We start from the raw sequence: 17268 nt of genomic DNA on the forward strand, positions 1-17268 counted from the left end.
CAGATTGCCACTAAAATATTAAGTTTGCATGCGTTAATTAAATATTAAAAAATGCTTGTATTTGCTGATAAAAACAAATTAACCTCACATCTTTCTGCTTTAAAAGAGAAGGGTTTAAGTCTTGGCTTTGTGCCTACAATGGGTGCATTGCATGAAGGACATATATCTTTAGTTAGGCAAGCATTAGATAACAACAGTCTTTTGGTGGTCAGTATTTTTGTCAATCCAACACAATTTGATAATGCTGAAGACTTAAAAAAATACCCAAGAACTTTAGAGGATGACGTCAACCTGTTAAAGACAGTCTCTAAGAATATTATTGTTTACGCACCAACTGTAGATGATATTTATAACGGAAACACCAAAGCACAAACATTTAGCTTTGATGGATTAGAATTTGAAATGGAAGGGCGTTTTAGAAAAGGGCATTTTGACGGTGTTGGAACTATAGTAAAACGTTTGTTTGAAATTGTACAACCTGATAATGCTTATTTTGGTGAAAAAGATTTTCAGCAATTAACCATCATAAAAAAGTTGGTTGAAAAGCATAAGATACCAGTAAACATTATAGGTTGCAAAATACATAGAGAAAGTAATGGATTGGCCATGAGTTCTAGAAACGTACGTTTAAAACCAGAATATAAAAAAGCTGCACCATTTATCTACAAAACCTTAAAAGCTGCTAAACAAAAGTTTGGCACAAAAAGTGCTAATAAAGTTACAGAATGGGTAACTAAACAGTTTGCAAACCACGATTTCTTAGAATTAGAATATTTTATTATTGCAGATATAGATACCTTAAAAACCGTAAAACGAAAAACTAAAACTAAAACCTACAGAGCGTTTATTGCAGTTTATGCAGACGACATAAGATTAATAGATAATATCGCTCTAAATTAATTATCTTTGCCCTATGCAAATACAAGTAGTAAAATCTAAAATTCACCGAGTAAAAGTAACAGGAGCTGACCTAAATTATATTGGTAGCATAACCATTGACGAAGATTTAATGGATGCAGCCAATATAATTCAAGGTGAAAAAGTGCAAATTGTAAATAATAATAATGGAGCACGTCTAGAAACTTATGCTATTCCTGGTCCAAGAAATAGTGGGGAAATCACACTTAACGGAGCAGCTTCAAGACTAGTTGCAAAAGATGATATCTTAATTTTAATAACTTATGCTTTTATGGATATTGAAGAAGCTAAAGTGTTTAAGCCTGCATTGGTGTTTCCAAATGAAGCGAATAATTTGCTTAAATAAATGTCTAAAAGACCTATTATAAAACTATTAAAAATTTCACTCCCAATTCTGTTGGGAGTTTTTTTAATATGGTATTCTCTATCAAAATTATCTTTTCAAGAGATTATAGGTTTTGCTAAAAATGCAGATTATACATATATTATTCTAGGTGTCTTTTTTGGGTTGTTAAGCCATTTGTCAAGAGCATACCGTTGGGTGTTTATGTTAGAGCCTTTAGGCTATAAAATTAAATTAGGTAACAGTATTATGGCTGTGTTTGCAACCTATTTAATTAATTATACCATCCCACGTGCAGGTGAAGTCGCCAGAGCAACTATTTTAACCAATTATGAAGGTGTCCCTTTCGAGAAAGGCTTTGGTACTATTGTCGCAGAACGTATTGCAGATATGATTATAATGCTTGGTATTGTTGCCATAACACTATTTTTACAGTTTGATTTTATTTATGATTTTTTAGTCGGAAAATTTGACGTAACTAAAATAATTATTGGTGTATTAGGACTTTTAATAATAACTGTTTTTTTTATTCTTTTTATCAAAAGAAGTAGTGCTAAAATAGCTGTCAAAATCAAAGACTTTATCAATGGATTAATAGAAGGTGCGCTTAGTATTTTTAAAATGAAAAAAAAGTGGGCTTTCATTTTTCATACACTATTTATATGGACTATGTATGTGTTAATGTTTTATGTCACAACGCTTGCTTTTTCGGACTTAAATGATATTCCATTTGGAGCTGTTTTAATTGGATTTATTTTGGCAAGCTTTAGTATAGCAGCAACAAATGGAGGTATTGGTTCTTATCCAGAAGCTATAGTTATAGCATTTACATTATTTAACTTACCAGAAGATCCAAGTCGTGCATTTGGATGGATTATGTGGAGCTCTCAAACACTACTAGTTTTTATATTTGGAGGGATTTCCTTATTATATCTACCATTTTTTAACCGACACAAATAATTTGTAACTTACAACCCAAACTAAATTAATACTTATTATGAAACGCATTCTTTTTCTTTTTGTTAGCCTATTTTTTATGCAAAATATTAGTGCGCAAACCATATATAAAGAACTTAATTCTGAAAAGCTTGGTGAAACTAGACAAATAAAAATTCAGTTACCAAGAAACTATGATACCTCAGATAAAAAATATCCAGTAATCTATGTGTTTGACGCAGATTATTTATTTGAACCTGTCGCTGGAAATGTAGATTATTATGCCTATTGGGAAGATATTCCTGAAGCAATAGTTATTGGAGTTAACCAATATGGATTAAGAGAAAACGACTGTTATTATAGCGAGCAAAACTCGTTACCAATCGAGTCTGGAGCAGCATTTTTTGAGTTTGTAGGAATGGAGTTAGTTCCTTTTATTAATAAGACGTTCCGTACAGAAAACTTTAAAGTTGCAGTTGGACACGGTAAGACTGCTAATTTTATCAACTATTATCTGCTAAAAGGAATCCCACTATTTCAATCTTACATTGTGTTAAGTCCAGATTTAGCTCCTGATATGTCAGATTATTTAATAGAAGTATTTCCAAAATTAGAGCAAAAAACATTTTATTATTTAGCAACTACTACTAATGATGTGTCAGATATTCAGAAAAAAACAGAAGCTTTATCCAATAGCTTAAAAGCAATAGATAATGATAATGTATTAAAAACATTTGACACTTTTGAAGGGCCTTCACATTACTCTTTGCCAGCACACGCCATTCCAAAAGCACTAGAGAGTATCTTTTTAGTGTTTCAACCTATTAGTAAAAAAGAGTATAAAGAAACTATCCTTAAATTAGAAGGTAATCCAGTTGAATATCTGACTGATAAATACCAAATGATAGAAGATTTATTTGGTATTGAAAAACCTACTTTAATTAACGATTTTAAAGCTATTGAAGCAGCTATAAAAAAGAACAAAAAATGGGAATATTTTGAAGATTTAGGTAAGCTAGCTAGAAAAGAATATCCAGATACTTTACTTGGAAATTATTATTTAGGACGTTTTTATGAAGAAACAGGTGAGCCTAAAAAAGCAATGAAAACGTATCAATCTGCTTATGTTTTAAATGAAATTGCAGGTATTACGAAAGATCAAGTTTTAGAACTTGCAGAGCAAATTAAAGCAGACTTTGGATACTAACTTATGGCAAAAGTAAAGACCACTTTTTTTTGTCAAAATTGCGGAACGCAATATGCCAAATGGCAAGGACAATGTAACGCTTGTAAAGAGTGGAATACTATTGTGGAAGAATTGGTGCAAAAACCAGAAAAAAGCGATTGGAAAACACCTTCTAACACTCAAAAAAGAATATCAAAGCCTTTACGGATTAACGAAATTGACGCGTCAAAAGAAGCTAGATTAGATACGTTAGACGCAGAATTTAATCGAGTTTTAGGTGGTGGAATTGTACCTGGATCGTTAACACTTTTAGGCGGAGAACCAGGAATTGGTAAAAGCACATTGTTACTTCAAATATCTTTAAAACTACCATATAAAACTTTATATGTTTCTGGTGAAGAAAGTCAGAAGCAAATAAAAATGCGCGCAGAACGTATTAACCCAAATAATGAAAGCTGCTATATTCTTACCGAAACTAAAACACAAAATATCTTTAAACAAATCGAAGCTTTAGAGCCTGATATAGTCATAATTGACTCAATACAGACTTTACATAGCGATTATATCGAATCGTCTAGTGGAAGTATTTCTCAAATTAAGGAATGTACTACAGAGCTAATCAAATTTGCTAAAGAAACAAATACACCTGTTGTTCTAATTGGACACATAACTAAAGATGGTAATATTGCTGGTCCAAAAATATTAGAACATATGGTTGATACGGTTTTACAATTTGAAGGTGACCGCAATCATGTATTTAGAATTTTAAGAGCTCAAAAAAACCGATTTGGTTCTACTCACGAACTTGGAATTTATGAAATGCAAGGCTCTGGATTAAGAGAAGTGACTAATCCAAGTGAGGTGTTAATATCTAAAAAAGACGAAGAGTTATCAGGTCACGCTATTGCAGCGACCTTAGAGGGTATGCGACCGTTAATGATAGAAGTCCAAGCATTGGTTAGTACAGCTGTTTATGGTACACCACAACGAAGTGCAACAGGATTTAATGCTAAGCGATTAAATATGTTATTAGCGGTCCTAGAAAAGCGAGCAGGATTTAGATTAGGTGCTAAAGATGTGTTTTTAAATATTACTGGTGGTATTACAGTTGACGATCCTGCTATAGATTTAGCAGTAGTTGCAGCTATTTTATCTTCTAACGAAGACCAAGCGATTCCTGCTAACTATTGTTTTGCTGCTGAGGTTGGTTTATCTGGAGAAATACGACCAGTACAGCGCGTGGAGCAACGCATTCTAGAAGCTGAAAAACTGGGCTTTTCAACAATATTTGTATCTAAATACAATAAAATATCTTTAAAAAAGACTTCAATAAAAATTCAATTGATTTCTAAGATTGAGGATTTAGTTGAGTTTCTTATTCAATAAGATTAGTTTTCTAGCCTGATTATATGTTTTTTATCGATGTTTTTGGAATAATTATTTATTTAATCGTCAAAAGACATCCTCTTATCGAAAATCCCTCGCTCTATTCTCATAATTAATACTTTGGGCTTAATTTTGATATGTATTAGATCCCAAATCTATATAATATATGAACCTACTTTTAAGCAGAATTAACTGTTTGTGTTTTGGTTATATCACTTCAAGTGTTGTTTCCAATTTTTTACTAATTATTGTATTGTCATTTACTACTATGGTTAATGCACAGACTAATGCACCTAGCATTCAAGCTGGTGTTAGCTTTCAATGGAGCGACAATCAAACCGATAAAGATGATCCTGCTACAATACAGACCATTACTGTAAATGGTACATTATATTATAATTTTGGAGTGCCTTCAGGTTATGAATTAACCCAATTAGGTCCTGGAGGACATGATAAAAATAAAATTAGATTAGACGGAAATCTTGTAGAAAACTCAAGTGCAAATGCAACATGGGATGCTTCTGCTTTATCAGCTTTTCAGTCATTAAATCTTAATCACTATTTTGAGTCTAATGGTAATGGAGATAATATTTGTGATGATTTTATAGATGAAGAAACTACTGATGCACAAAGACAAACTTTAACTTACGGGACAGGTATAAAATCTAATTCAAGTGGACTTATTGCTATCACAGAGCGTAATGCAAACAATTGTTATCATTTAGAATTTTTTGGTATTCCTTTTGGAGGAACGATTGAACAGTCTTTAGGTGAAACATTTGTAAACTCTGGAAATGCAACAGAATATGGTTTTGGCGGAACAGGTAATGGAGGAAATTTAGGTACACCTGGAGCTGTAAATCCACCAGATGCAAATTCAGATTACTGGTTGAGTGATAGAGTTGTTAATACAGGTGGTACAATTGGGATAGCATTATTTTATCTTGATGATATCGCACCTTTTGGTTCTACAATTACTAAAGTACAGCTAACTGCTGCATCAAACGACAATGGTGATGGGAAGCTTTTTATTTTAACATTCCCAGATTATGATGGCGATTCGTTAAGTAATATAGACGATTTAGATGATGATAATGATGGGATTCTTGATACAGATGAGTCTGGTGGTATAAATCCATCTGGAGACCACGATGTAGATGGGATTTTAAATTATCAAGATGCAGATTTTTGCACTTTGAACAGTTCTGGTATATGTGTTAGTCTGGATTTTGATTCAGATGGAATACCAAATCATTTAGATCTTGATAGTGATAATGATGGAATAACAGATGTTTTAGAGTCAGGAGGAACAGATATTGATAATGATGGGATTGCAGATGGTACTGTAGGTACTGGAACAAATACTTTTGGTATTCCTAGTTCTGCAGGTACTGGTAATAGTCCAATCAATACAGATAATACATCAAACTATGATTTCTTAGATATTGATTCTGACGATGATGGTATTCCTGATAATATCGAAGCTCAGCTAACTAGTGGTTATATTACTCCGAGTGGCAACGGACTAGCAATGACAGATTTAGATGATGACGGTATAGATGATAATTACGGCTTTGGATTTGTTTTGCTAGCAGATACAGATGGTGATGGTACACCAGATTATTTAGATATAGATTCTGATAATGACGGTACACCAGATATTGAAGAAAATGGAATGGCTAATGTAGTTTCAGGAGTAGATGCTGATTCTGATGGGTTAGATAATTCTTTCGAAACAACAAACACTAACGATGCTGTTTTAGATGTGAATGAGGGTATAGAAGACCCAACAAATCTAACTATATTACCAGATACTGATGGTGATTTGTTTTCAGGTGGTGATTTAGATTATCGTGATTTATTTGATGTAAATTTACCTTCTTCAGCTACAATAGATTTTGATGGAGTTGATGATTATTTATCTGGTAATAGTATCATAGAAGGTTTAAATGAGGTTACAATTATGGCATGGATAAAAATTGATCCATCAAACCTTGGAACTTCAGGAAATACAATTGCAGGAGAAGACATTACATGTAGATTGTACATTGATAGTGGTAATAAAATTAGATTTGGAACTAGAACAACCGCTGGATACACTAGTGTGACAAATGGTGGTTCAATAAATTATGATGAATGGCATCATGTAACTGGAACATTCTCAGCAACTACTGGAACACAAAGCATTTATTTGGATGGTAAATTAGTTACTACAGTCACAAATACTAATCAAATCGGAAAAACTTTTTTAAACACTTCATCATGGACAGGTAGTTTTGAAGTGGGACGTTACTCAAGAAATGTATCTAATATGCAGTATTTTAATGGAGAAATAGATGAGGTTAGAGTATTCAAAACAGCCATGACTGAAGAACAGATACAGCAGATGATTTATCAAGAAATTGATGACAATAGTGGCTTAGTTAGAGGACGTATAATACCAAAAGATGTTGAGGATTTAACAATTAATGTTAAAGTGCTATGGGATGATTTACAAGGATACTATCCAATGACTGATATTACTAATAATACCACTTTTGATTATTCTGGAAAAGGCAACATTTTAAAATTACATAATATAACTACGGTTCAACCTCAAACCGCTCCAATGCCATATCAGACAACCAATGATGGAAGCTGGACCCAAGAATCTACGTGGTTACATGGAGATGTTTGGGATATAGAAGACGTAGCTTCTAACAAAGATTGGAGTATAGTACATATTAGAGACAATGTTAACGCATCTCACTCAGTCAAGAATCTTGGGTTAATTATTGACATTAATAAATCGTTGACTATTAATGGAGATAATCAAGAAGACAATAGTTGGTATCTAGAATTAAATGGAACTTTAGATTTAAAAGATGATTCACAACTTATCCAAGGGTTAAATAGCGATTTAGTAACTTCTTCCGAAGGACGAATACTAAGACGTCAAGAAGGGTTGAGTAGCGTATATAGATATAATTATTGGAGTAGTCCAGTTGGTGAAAAAGCAACAACTGGCTTAATAAATAATAATGGTATCAGTAATAATCCAAACAATACTACCTTTTCATTAAACATGTTAAAAGACTCAGCAACTAATAATGTGCAATTCACTAATGGATATCATGATGATGGTAAAATTAGTACGTATTGGTTATACAGTTATCAGAACGGAGTCACGTATTACGATTGGGATGTTTTAAATATCAACACACCGTTAATTTCAGGTTTGGGTTACACGCAAAAAGGAGGAGGCTCATTATCTGAGTATATTTTTGAAGGAAAACCAAACAATGGTACAATATTATTAAGTGCAACTGATACAGGTGGTTCTGGTTCGGTTCCAGGAGTAAGTAAGACGGAATATTTAGTAGGTAATCCATATGCTTCAGCAATTGATGCGCATCAATTTATCGACGATAATAGCATGGTAACAACAGGAGCTATTTATCTATGGGAGCAATGGGCAGGAGATTCACATGTCTTAAATCAATACGAAGGGGGTTATGCAACTCTAAACAAATTAGGGAAAGTAAGAGCTTATCAATTTATTGGTATAGATGGAGCAGCGACAAACTATCAAGGAGGTATAAAAACGCCTACTAGATATCTTCCTGTAGGACAAGGTTTTATGATAGAGATTAATGGTACAGGTGATATTAATTTTAATAACGGACAGCGCATTTTTAAAACAGAAGCATCTGGTGAATCAATGTTTTTTAGAGCTAACACGAGCAGTGCAACAACTTCAGTAAATCAAGAAGTATCAATACAAAAAATAAAACTTGAGTTTACTGCAAATAATGGATTGGGTAGAGAGTTGGTGTTAGGTTTTAGTAACACAACTACAGATGACTTTGATTATGGCTATGACGCATTAGCAAATGAAACGTTTGTAAATGATTTAACATTGAACTTAAATAGTAAGCCAATGGTAATTCAAGCTTATAATCAAATTACAACAGATAAGATAGTAGATCTTAATTTTAAGTCAGATGGGTTATTAACCTATTCTATAAAAGTTTCAGAGTTTGAGAACGTTTCAGAAAATCAAGACGTGTACTTATTAGACAACCTTACAGGTGTGTATCATGATTTAAAATCAGAAATGGCATATAATTTTACGTCTGAAGCTGGTACTTTCAACAATCGATTCGATATTGTATTTCAAAATCCTGACACTCTAAGTAGTGAAGAGTTCGAGTTAGATAGTCAAAACACGCTAATTTACTTTAACGACTATAATGAGTTATTATTTATAAAAGGATTAAAACAAGAGGTTAAACTAATAACATTATATAATGTATTAGGTCAAGAAATATTTAATAGTACCACTGCCACCAAAGAACAACTTGAAAAAGGATTACAAATATCTAACACAAGCACAGGATTATACGTTGTAAGTATTATTACCGAAAACAATCAAAGTATCGAAAAAAAGATTGTAATAAAATAGTAAACTAAGTTTAGCTATTTTTTCTTTGTAAATATTAGGGATAACTAAGCTTTTCCAACACTTATTTGGAAGATTATTTCTAATCCAATTAACCTGTTTTTTAGACGTTTATCGGAATTAGATATCACATTTTGCAGATTAACTAATTTTTTAAGTGTTATAACGAAATTAGTGTTTTTCGTTTGTCATACAGTTTATATTTGTTTCATAATTGACCCCAAATCAATAACTTATGAAAACTAAACTACTTGTGGTACTTACCACTTTGTTGGCTTGTAATATCGCGTTATCCCAGAACTCTGATGTGCAATTAACCGTTAAATGGCCAACCAATTCTTACCAAAATAAGATAGAAGTTTATAATACCGCTAATGATTTACTAGTAACTATATGTGATGACAATCAATGTTATACTGGATCTTACGATGGAGATACGGACGAATATGGTGCTAAATATGATTTAGGTTGTGTTGCTAATGGTAACAATTATTATGTGAGATTATATCAAATAGATAATAATAGTTGGGATTCTGGATACGTGTCAATTGTTGTTGCAGGTACAGAAGTAATTAATAACGATGGATCAAATGCCTCAAGTAGTGGATATGATATTTATTTTAATGTATCTGGTGGAGATGCAACTTGTAATACTCTTTTAGATACAGATAATGATGGAATAATTGATAATTTAGATTATGATGATGATGGTGACGGAATCGTAGATTATATAGAGGCTTTAGGTGAGGATGTGTTTACATGTACAATACCAGAATTAGATTTTGAGAACGGTATTTACGACGCGTCTGCAAGTACAGGAGCAGATAAACAAGTAGGTGCAGTTTACAGATTTACTAATGCAATTCAGGGGTACGATATATTATTAGAAGTTTTAGCATTAGATAATACTACAATCTCCAATATAGATAACGATACTATTGATAATCCTACCTTTTTACAAACAGAATTAACGTTTAGTGGGTCAGGTACACCAGGTGCAGAGTTTGGTTTCACTATAGTAAATTCAGGAACTACAACTGCATCTTCCGAGATTTTTAGAATAAATGGAACCACATGGGATTGCGATGGAGGTGGAGGTTTAAGAGAGTCTTTAATCTTTCATAACCCTGCAGCTTATGGTACTGAGAATCCAACGTCATTGATAACTGAAGATTTAGGTGGTGGAGATATTCAAATAAGTGCCTCTGGACTTCAAGAAGGTCCTGGTTTTTCTAATCTTAAAGTCTTAAAATCGTATTACCAATTTATTGGCAATTCCTTTTCATTAAGAATGCAAGCTATAAAAAATGGTGCAAACTCTTCTACTCGTCAATTTGGTCTATCTTTTTCACAGTGCGAATTTTTAGATTTTAATGCTAATTCTTTAATTATTGTAACTGGAAAAGATAGAGATGGTGATGGTAAATACAATCATCTAGATTTAGATAGCGATAATGATGGAATCCCTGATAATGTGGAAGCACAAAGTACACTTAACTACAAGGCGCCTTTAGGAACTGTTAATGGAGATTCAGGTATTGATATCGCTTATGATATTTCTACTGGTATAGATGTTGTAGATACAGATGGAGATAGAATCCCAGATTACATAGATTTTGATAGTGACAGAGATGGTACACCAGATATTGAAGAAAATGGGATGGTAAATTCTATTGGAACTTTTACAGACACAGACAATGATGGTTTAGATAATGTTTTTGAAGGTTCAAATACATCAGACCCATTAGATGTAAATGATGAAATTGAAAACCCAAGTGCTTCAGTTTTACCAGACACAGATGGAGATTTATTTTCTGGAGGAGATTTAGACTACAGAGATACTATTGATATCTATATTGAGTCTGCAACGTTAGATTTTGATGGTGTTGATGACTATGTTATTGGATCAGAAACATTTTCCAGTATAAATCAGACTAATACAGATGGTACAACATTTATGGCATGGATTAAGAGCAATTCTGACGCATCAGATACTAATCAAAAATTTGTAATAGGTGAAAAAAATGCAATTGAAATAACATTAACAGGAGAAACCATAAGTGCAAGTATACACTATGTTAAATCAGATAATACTACTGCGACAAGTTCTGTATACAGAAGTACAACTGGTATTGCTAGAAACGTATGGAGACACGTTACAGTATCTGTTTCATTTACAGACAATACAGCCTATTTATTATTAGATGGTGATTTGGTGTTTTCAACAAATTTAATAGATGCAGTTGCTTTTAGAAGTTCTGTAACAACAGAATTGGACTATTTAAGAATGGGTAATGACCAATCACTTATGGCTTCAAAATTCTTTAAAGGATCAATAGATGAGGTAAGAGTGTTTAATAAATTTTTACCTGAAGATGAAGTGAAAGAAATCGTTTATCAAGAGATAAATAATAATGCAGGTCAAGTAGAAGGTTCTATTATTAAAAACCAATTAACTTCTTTAGATTGGTCAAATCTAGAGCTTTACTACCCATTAACTAACATCACTACAGGATTTATTAAAGATCAGTCATTAAACAACAAAAATGCTGAAATGTTTAATATTACTACTGTACAAGAACAATCTGCACCTATGCCTTTTGTAACAAAACAAGCTGGGAATTGGCATGATAAAAACACATGGCTACATGGAGATGTGTGGTATATTCCAGGAGATGAGGTAAGTCAAGCAGCCACTTTTGGTAATGACGAGGTAGTAACTTGGGGAATTTATCAAATAAAGCATAGTATAAATGTAACAACCTCATTGTCTAAACCTAACGTGCCAACTTATTATAAAGGGTTATTAGCATTAGGTGTTATTGTCGATGAAAAAGATGAAGTTAATAACGATGTTGTTTTTACAATAGGAGACTCTAATACAGACTTACAACTAAATGTGTCAAAATATTTAGAAATTAATGGAACTATCAACTTAAAAAGAGATTCTCAGTTAATTCAAGGATTAGAAAGTAATTTAGTGACCTCTGATAAAGGAAAAATTCAAAGAGGTCAAGAAGGACTTAGCAGTGTGTATAGATATAACTATTGGAGCTCTCCAGTAGGGCAAATATCAACAACTAGTTTGATAGACGATAACTCATCAATTAATAATCCAAACAACACACCATTTTCTTTAGGTATGCTTAGAGATGATGCTTGTAATAATGTGCAATTTACAAATGCTTATCATGAAGATGGTAAAATAAGCAGAGTGTGGTTATATGGTTTTGAGAATGGTGTAACTTACTATGATTGGAATGTTTTAGGTACAGGAACTCCTATAGAAGCAGGTAAAGGTTATACTCAAAAAGGAGGTGGATCTTTATCAAATTACACATTTGAAGGTAAACCAAATAACGGAACTGTACTTTTAAGCGCAACTGATACAGGTGGACTAGGATCAGTTGGAGGAGTTAGTAGAACAGAATATTTAGTAGGTAACCCATATGCTTCAGCAATAGATGCACATCAATTTATAGATGATAATGCAGGAGTTATTGGAGGCGCAATTTATTTATGGGAACAATGGGCTGGAGATTCTCACAATTTAAATGCATATGAAGGCGGTTACGCTACCTTAAATAAGTTAGGTAAAGTAAGAGCATACCAATTTATAGGATTAAATGGAGCTAATACTGGATTTCAAGGTGGTCAAAAAACACCAAAACAATATCTTCCTGTTGGGCAAGGATTTATAGTTGAAGTCACTGGAACTGGAAATATTGAGTTTAATAATGGACAACGTACTTTTAAAACGGAAACAGATGGAGAATCTATATTTTTTAGAAATAGTAACCCACAAGAATCTGCAAATTCGACTCAAACTGACAGTACAGGAATCCAGAAAATAAAATTAGAATTTAAAACAAATTCAGATTTAGGAAGAGAGTTAGTTTTAGGATTTAGCGATACGACTTCAGATACTTTTGATTATGGATACGATGCACTAGCAAACGAAACATTTGCTAATGATTTAACTATGACTTTAGATGCTAAACCTATGGTTATACAAGCTTTTGGTCAAATAACAGTAGATAAAGTAATAGACTTAAACTTTAAAGCAGACGGAATTGCAACCTATACCATAAAAGCTACAGAAATTTTAAATCTTGAAGATAATCAACCAGTTTACTTATTAGATAATCTTACAGGTAACTACCACGATTTAAAATCAGGATTAGACTATAACTTTACCTCTTTGGTAGGTGAATTTAATAACCGTTTTGATATTGTATTTCAAAATCCAGATACATTAAGTAATGATGAGTTTGAATTAGACACAGATAACACAGTAATTTATTTCAATAGTACTCAAGAGTTATTATATGTAAAAGGATTAGATCAAGACGTAAAATCAGCGACTTTATACAATGCTATCGGTCAAGAAGTTTTTAAAAGCACTTCAGTAACTAAAAATCAACTAGAAAGCGGATTGCAAATTTCTAATTTAAGTACAGGTATGTATATTGTAAGTATCAAAACAGAAAAAAATCAAATTATAGATAAAAAGATTATAATAGAGTAAATTGTAAATGCTATTTAGTATTTAGAGCTTCAGCATAATTTATGTTGAAGCTTTTTTTATGCATAAAACCACTCTTTTAAACAGAATTTCTTAATTTCGCGACTCGTATAAGAAATCAGAAACAATGAGCGCAGGATTCCCTGAATATAAAGGACTTAACTTACCAAACGTCGCAGAAGAAATTCTAAACTATTGGCAAGACAATAACATCTTCGAAAAAAGTGTAACCACTAGAGAAGGTGCAGAACCTTACGTGTTTTTTGAAGGACCACCAAGTGCAAACGGATTACCTGGAGTACACCACGTTTTAGCACGCGCTATTAAAGATATTTTCCCGCGTTATAAAACCATGAAAGGGTACCAAGTGAAGCGTAAAGCAGGTTGGGATACACATGGTTTACCTATAGAACTTGGTGTAGAAAAAGAATTAGGTATTACCAAAGAAGATATTGGTAAAACGATTTCTGTAGAAGATTATAACGCAGCTTGTAGAAAAGCTGTTATGCGTTACACAGACGTTTGGAATAACCTGACACAAAAAATGGGCTATTGGGTAGATATGGATAATCCATACATTACCTACGAGCCTAAATACATGGAAAGCGTATGGTGGTTGTTAAAAGAAATTTATAATAAAAATTTATTATATAAAGGGTACACCATTCAACCCTATTCGCCTAAAGCAGGAACAGGATTAAGTTCGCATGAGCTTAATCAACCAGGTACTTATCAAGATGTAACAGATACAACTGTAGTTGCTCAGTTTAAAGCTATTAATGAAACCCTACCTGACTTTTTACAAAACGAAGGAACGATTTACTTTCTTGCTTGGACCACAACTCCTTGGACTTTACCAAGTAATACAGCTTTAACCGTTGGACCTAAAATAGATTATGTTTTAGTGGAAACCTATAATCAATACACATTCAAACCAATGAATGTGATTTTGGCAAAATCACTAGTCAACAAACAATTTGATGGTAAGTTTAAACTTGTTGAGGAAAAATCAGAACTGTTAGACTATAAAGATGGTGATAAGAAAATCCCATATTTTGTAGTCAAAGAATTCAAAGGAAAAGATCTAGTTGGTATTAAATACGAACAACTTTTACAATACGCCTTACCAAATGATAATCCAGAAAATGCTTTTAGAGTCATCTCTGGAGATTTTGTAACTACAGAAGATGGTACAGGAATTGTACACACAGCACCTACATTTGGAGCAGATGATGCACTAGTTGCCAAGCAAGCAACTCCAGAAGTCCCTCCATTATTGGTCAAAGACGAAAACGGAAACTTAGTCCCATTAGTAGATTTACAAGGTCGATTTAGACCAGAGCTTAAGGAGTTTGGTGGTAAATATGTGAAGAATGAATACTATAATGAAGGAGAAGCTCCAGAACGTTCAATTGACGTTGAGTTAGCCATTAAATTAAAAGAAGAAAATAAAGCCTTTAAGGTTGAAAAATACAAGCATAGTTATCCTAATTGTTGGAGAACAGACAAGCCAATTTTATACTACCCATTAGATTCATGGTTCATTAAAGTCACAGACGTTAAAGATAAAATGTTTGAACTAAATGAAACCATTAATTGGAAACCAAAATCGACTGGAACTGGACGTTTTGGTAACTGGTTAGCAAATGCAAACGATTGGAATTTGTCACGTTCTCGTTATTGGGGAATCCCATTACCAATCTGGAGAACAGAAGATGGAAAGGAAGAAATTTGTATAGGTTCTGTTGAAGAATTAAAAGCAGAAATGCAAAAAGCTGTTCAGGCTGGATTGCTTGCTAAAGATATCTTTGAAGAATTTGAAGTTGGTAACAATTCTGAAGACAACTACGCGAAGCTAGACTTACACAAAAATATAGTAGATCAAATTGTTTTAGTTTCAAAAAGCGGTCAGAAAATGTATCGTGAAGCCGATTTAATTGACGTGTGGTTCGATTCTGGATCTATGCCATATGCACAGTGGCATTATCCGTTTGAAAATAAAGACTTAATTGACGATAATAAAGCATTTCCAGCAGATTTTATTGCGGAAGGTGTAGATCAAACTCGCGGTTGGTTTTACACATTACATGCTATTGGAACTATGGTTTTTGATTCTGTAGCTTACAAAAATGTCGTCTCTAATGGTTTAGTGCTAGACAAAAACGGACAGAAAATGTCCAAACGTTTAGGTAATGCAACAGACCCTTTTGAGACCTTGGACACTTATGGTGCAGATGCCACACGTTGGTATATGATTAGCAACGCTAATCCATGGGACAACCTAAAATTTGATTTAGACGGAATAGAAGAGGTAAAACGTAAATTTTTCGGAACACTTTACAATACCTACTCATTCTTCAGTTTATATACTAATTTAGATAAATTTAGTTATGCTGAAGCAGAAACTCCGTTAGCAGAACGTCCAGAATTAGACCGTTGGATACTTTCAGAATTACATACGTTAATTCAAAAAGTAGACGACTATTATGCAGATTACGAGCCTACTAAAGCAGCACGTGCTATTTCAGATTTTACTCAAGATTACTTAAGTAACTGGTTTGTACGTTTAAGTAGAAGACGTTTCTGGAAAGGCGATTATCAAACCGATAAGATTTCAGCTTACCAAACCCTATACACCTGTTTGGTGACTATTGCTAAGTTAGGAGCGCCTATTGCGCCTTTCTTTATGGATAAATTGTATTTAGATTTAAATTCAGCAACAAAAAAAGAAAACTTTGAGAGTGTGCATTTAGCAGAGTTTCCAAAATTTGATACCAGTTTTGTTGATAAATCATTAGAACGTAAGATGGAAAATGCACAGACTATTTCATCTTTGGTATTGTCTTTAAGGGCAAAAGAAAAAATTAAAGTAAGACAGCCTTTACAGAAAATTATGATTCCTGTAGATTCTGCTCAATTTAAAGAAGAAATAAAAGCAGTAGAAAACCTGATTAAAAGCGAGGTTAATATTAAGGAGATTGAATTGATGGAAGATGCTTCAGATATCTTGGTAAAGCAGATTAAACCTAATTTTAAGACCTTAGGACCACGTTTTGGAAAAGATATGAAAGTCATTGCAGCAGCAATTAATAAAATGGGTGCTGAGGATATTAAAATTGTTGAACAAAAAGGCGAAATTGATGTGGATTGTAATGGAAAAATTATTACATTACACCTAGAAGATGTAGAAATTACTTCTCAAGACATTGAAGGTTGGTTAGTTGCTAATGAAGGTAATATAACTGTCGCTTTAGACGTTACAATTTCAGAAGCTTTAAAAGAAGAAGGAATAGCTAGAGAATTAGTAAATCGTATACAAAATTTACGTAAAGATTCAGGTTTTGAAGTAACAGATAGAATTACAGTACAGCTTCAAGAAGATAAATATATAACACAAGCAGTAAAATCAAATATAGATTATATTAAAGCGGAAACGCTTACAGATAATCTAGAAATTATTAACCAAGTAAATAATGGTATAGAAATTGCGTTTGATGATGTAAATACCAAATTATTTATTCAAAAAAATTAAC

General features: G+C 32.8%; 8 protein-coding genes. All 8 read left to right on the forward strand.

Translation table 11 applies throughout. The annotated features are described in order from the left end of the window. Positions 1-51: 51 nt before the first annotated feature. The 8 genes from panC (at position 52) to ileS (ending at position 17267) form a co-directional block, all read left to right on the forward strand. The gene (gene panC / locus Ollyesu_RS06160) at positions 52-900 is read left to right on the forward strand and encodes a pantoate--beta-alanine ligase (protein WP_279302921.1); all 849 of its coding nucleotides are present in this window, start codon (positions 52-54) and stop codon (positions 898-900) included. A 13-nt stretch (positions 901-913) separates the two neighbouring features. Then, on the forward strand, positions 914-1264 hold the full coding sequence (gene panD / locus Ollyesu_RS06165; RefSeq protein WP_279302922.1) for an aspartate 1-decarboxylase: 351 nt from the start codon (positions 914-916) through the stop codon (positions 1262-1264). Next, on the forward strand, positions 1265-2221 hold the full coding sequence (locus tag Ollyesu_RS06170; RefSeq protein ID WP_279302923.1) for a lysylphosphatidylglycerol synthase transmembrane domain-containing protein: 957 nt from the start codon (positions 1265-1267) through the stop codon (positions 2219-2221). A 76-nt stretch (positions 2222-2297) separates the two neighbouring features. Further along, the gene (locus tag Ollyesu_RS06175; RefSeq protein WP_347567270.1) at positions 2298-3404 is read left to right on the forward strand and encodes an alpha/beta hydrolase-fold protein; all 1107 of its coding nucleotides are present in this window, start codon (positions 2298-2300) and stop codon (positions 3402-3404) included. A gap of 3 nt (positions 3405-3407) precedes the next feature. Continuing rightward, a complete protein-coding gene (gene radA, locus Ollyesu_RS06180; RefSeq protein ID WP_279302925.1) occupies positions 3408-4769 on the forward strand; it encodes a DNA repair protein RadA in 1362 nt (453 codons plus the stop codon). A gap of 166 nt (positions 4770-4935) precedes the next feature. Beyond that, positions 4936-9213: a LamG-like jellyroll fold domain-containing protein gene (locus tag Ollyesu_RS06185; protein ID WP_279302926.1), complete on the forward strand. Its 4278-nt coding sequence runs from the start codon at positions 4936-4938 to the stop codon at positions 9211-9213. A 232-nt stretch (positions 9214-9445) separates the two neighbouring features. Next, a complete protein-coding gene (locus Ollyesu_RS06190; RefSeq protein WP_279302927.1) occupies positions 9446-13738 on the forward strand; it encodes a LamG-like jellyroll fold domain-containing protein in 4293 nt (1430 codons plus the stop codon). A gap of 124 nt (positions 13739-13862) precedes the next feature. Further along, positions 13863-17267, forward strand: coding sequence for an isoleucine--tRNA ligase (ileS, locus tag Ollyesu_RS06195; RefSeq protein WP_279302928.1), 3405 nt, complete (start codon positions 13863-13865; stop codon positions 17265-17267). Position 17268: the final 1 nt, after the last annotated feature.

Source organism: Olleya sp. YS (genome assembly GCF_029760915.1).
Lineage (GTDB): Bacteria > Bacteroidota > Bacteroidia > Flavobacteriales > Flavobacteriaceae > Olleya.

Excerpts from the sequence above, each read along its gene's own strand:
- panC (WP_279302921.1), top strand. The coding sequence starts at position 52 with ATGCTTGTATTTGCTGATAAAAACAAATTAACCTCACATCTTTCTGCT.
- Ollyesu_RS06170 (WP_279302923.1), top strand. The coding sequence starts at position 1,265 with ATGTCTAAAAGACCTATTATAAAACTATTAAAAATTTCACTCCCAATT.
- Ollyesu_RS06185 (WP_279302926.1), top strand. The coding sequence starts at position 4,936 with ATGAACCTACTTTTAAGCAGAATTAACTGTTTGTGTTTTGGTTATATC.
- ileS (WP_279302928.1), top strand. The coding sequence starts at position 13,863 with ATGAGCGCAGGATTCCCTGAATATAAAGGACTTAACTTACCAAACGTC.
- radA (WP_279302925.1), top strand. The coding sequence starts at position 3,408 with ATGGCAAAAGTAAAGACCACTTTTTTTTGTCAAAATTGCGGAACGCAA.
- panD (WP_279302922.1), top strand. The coding sequence starts at position 914 with ATGCAAATACAAGTAGTAAAATCTAAAATTCACCGAGTAAAAGTAACA.
- Ollyesu_RS06190 (WP_279302927.1), top strand. The coding sequence starts at position 9,446 with ATGAAAACTAAACTACTTGTGGTACTTACCACTTTGTTGGCTTGTAAT.
- Ollyesu_RS06175 (WP_347567270.1), top strand. The coding sequence starts at position 2,298 with ATGCAAAATATTAGTGCGCAAACCATATATAAAGAACTTAATTCTGAA.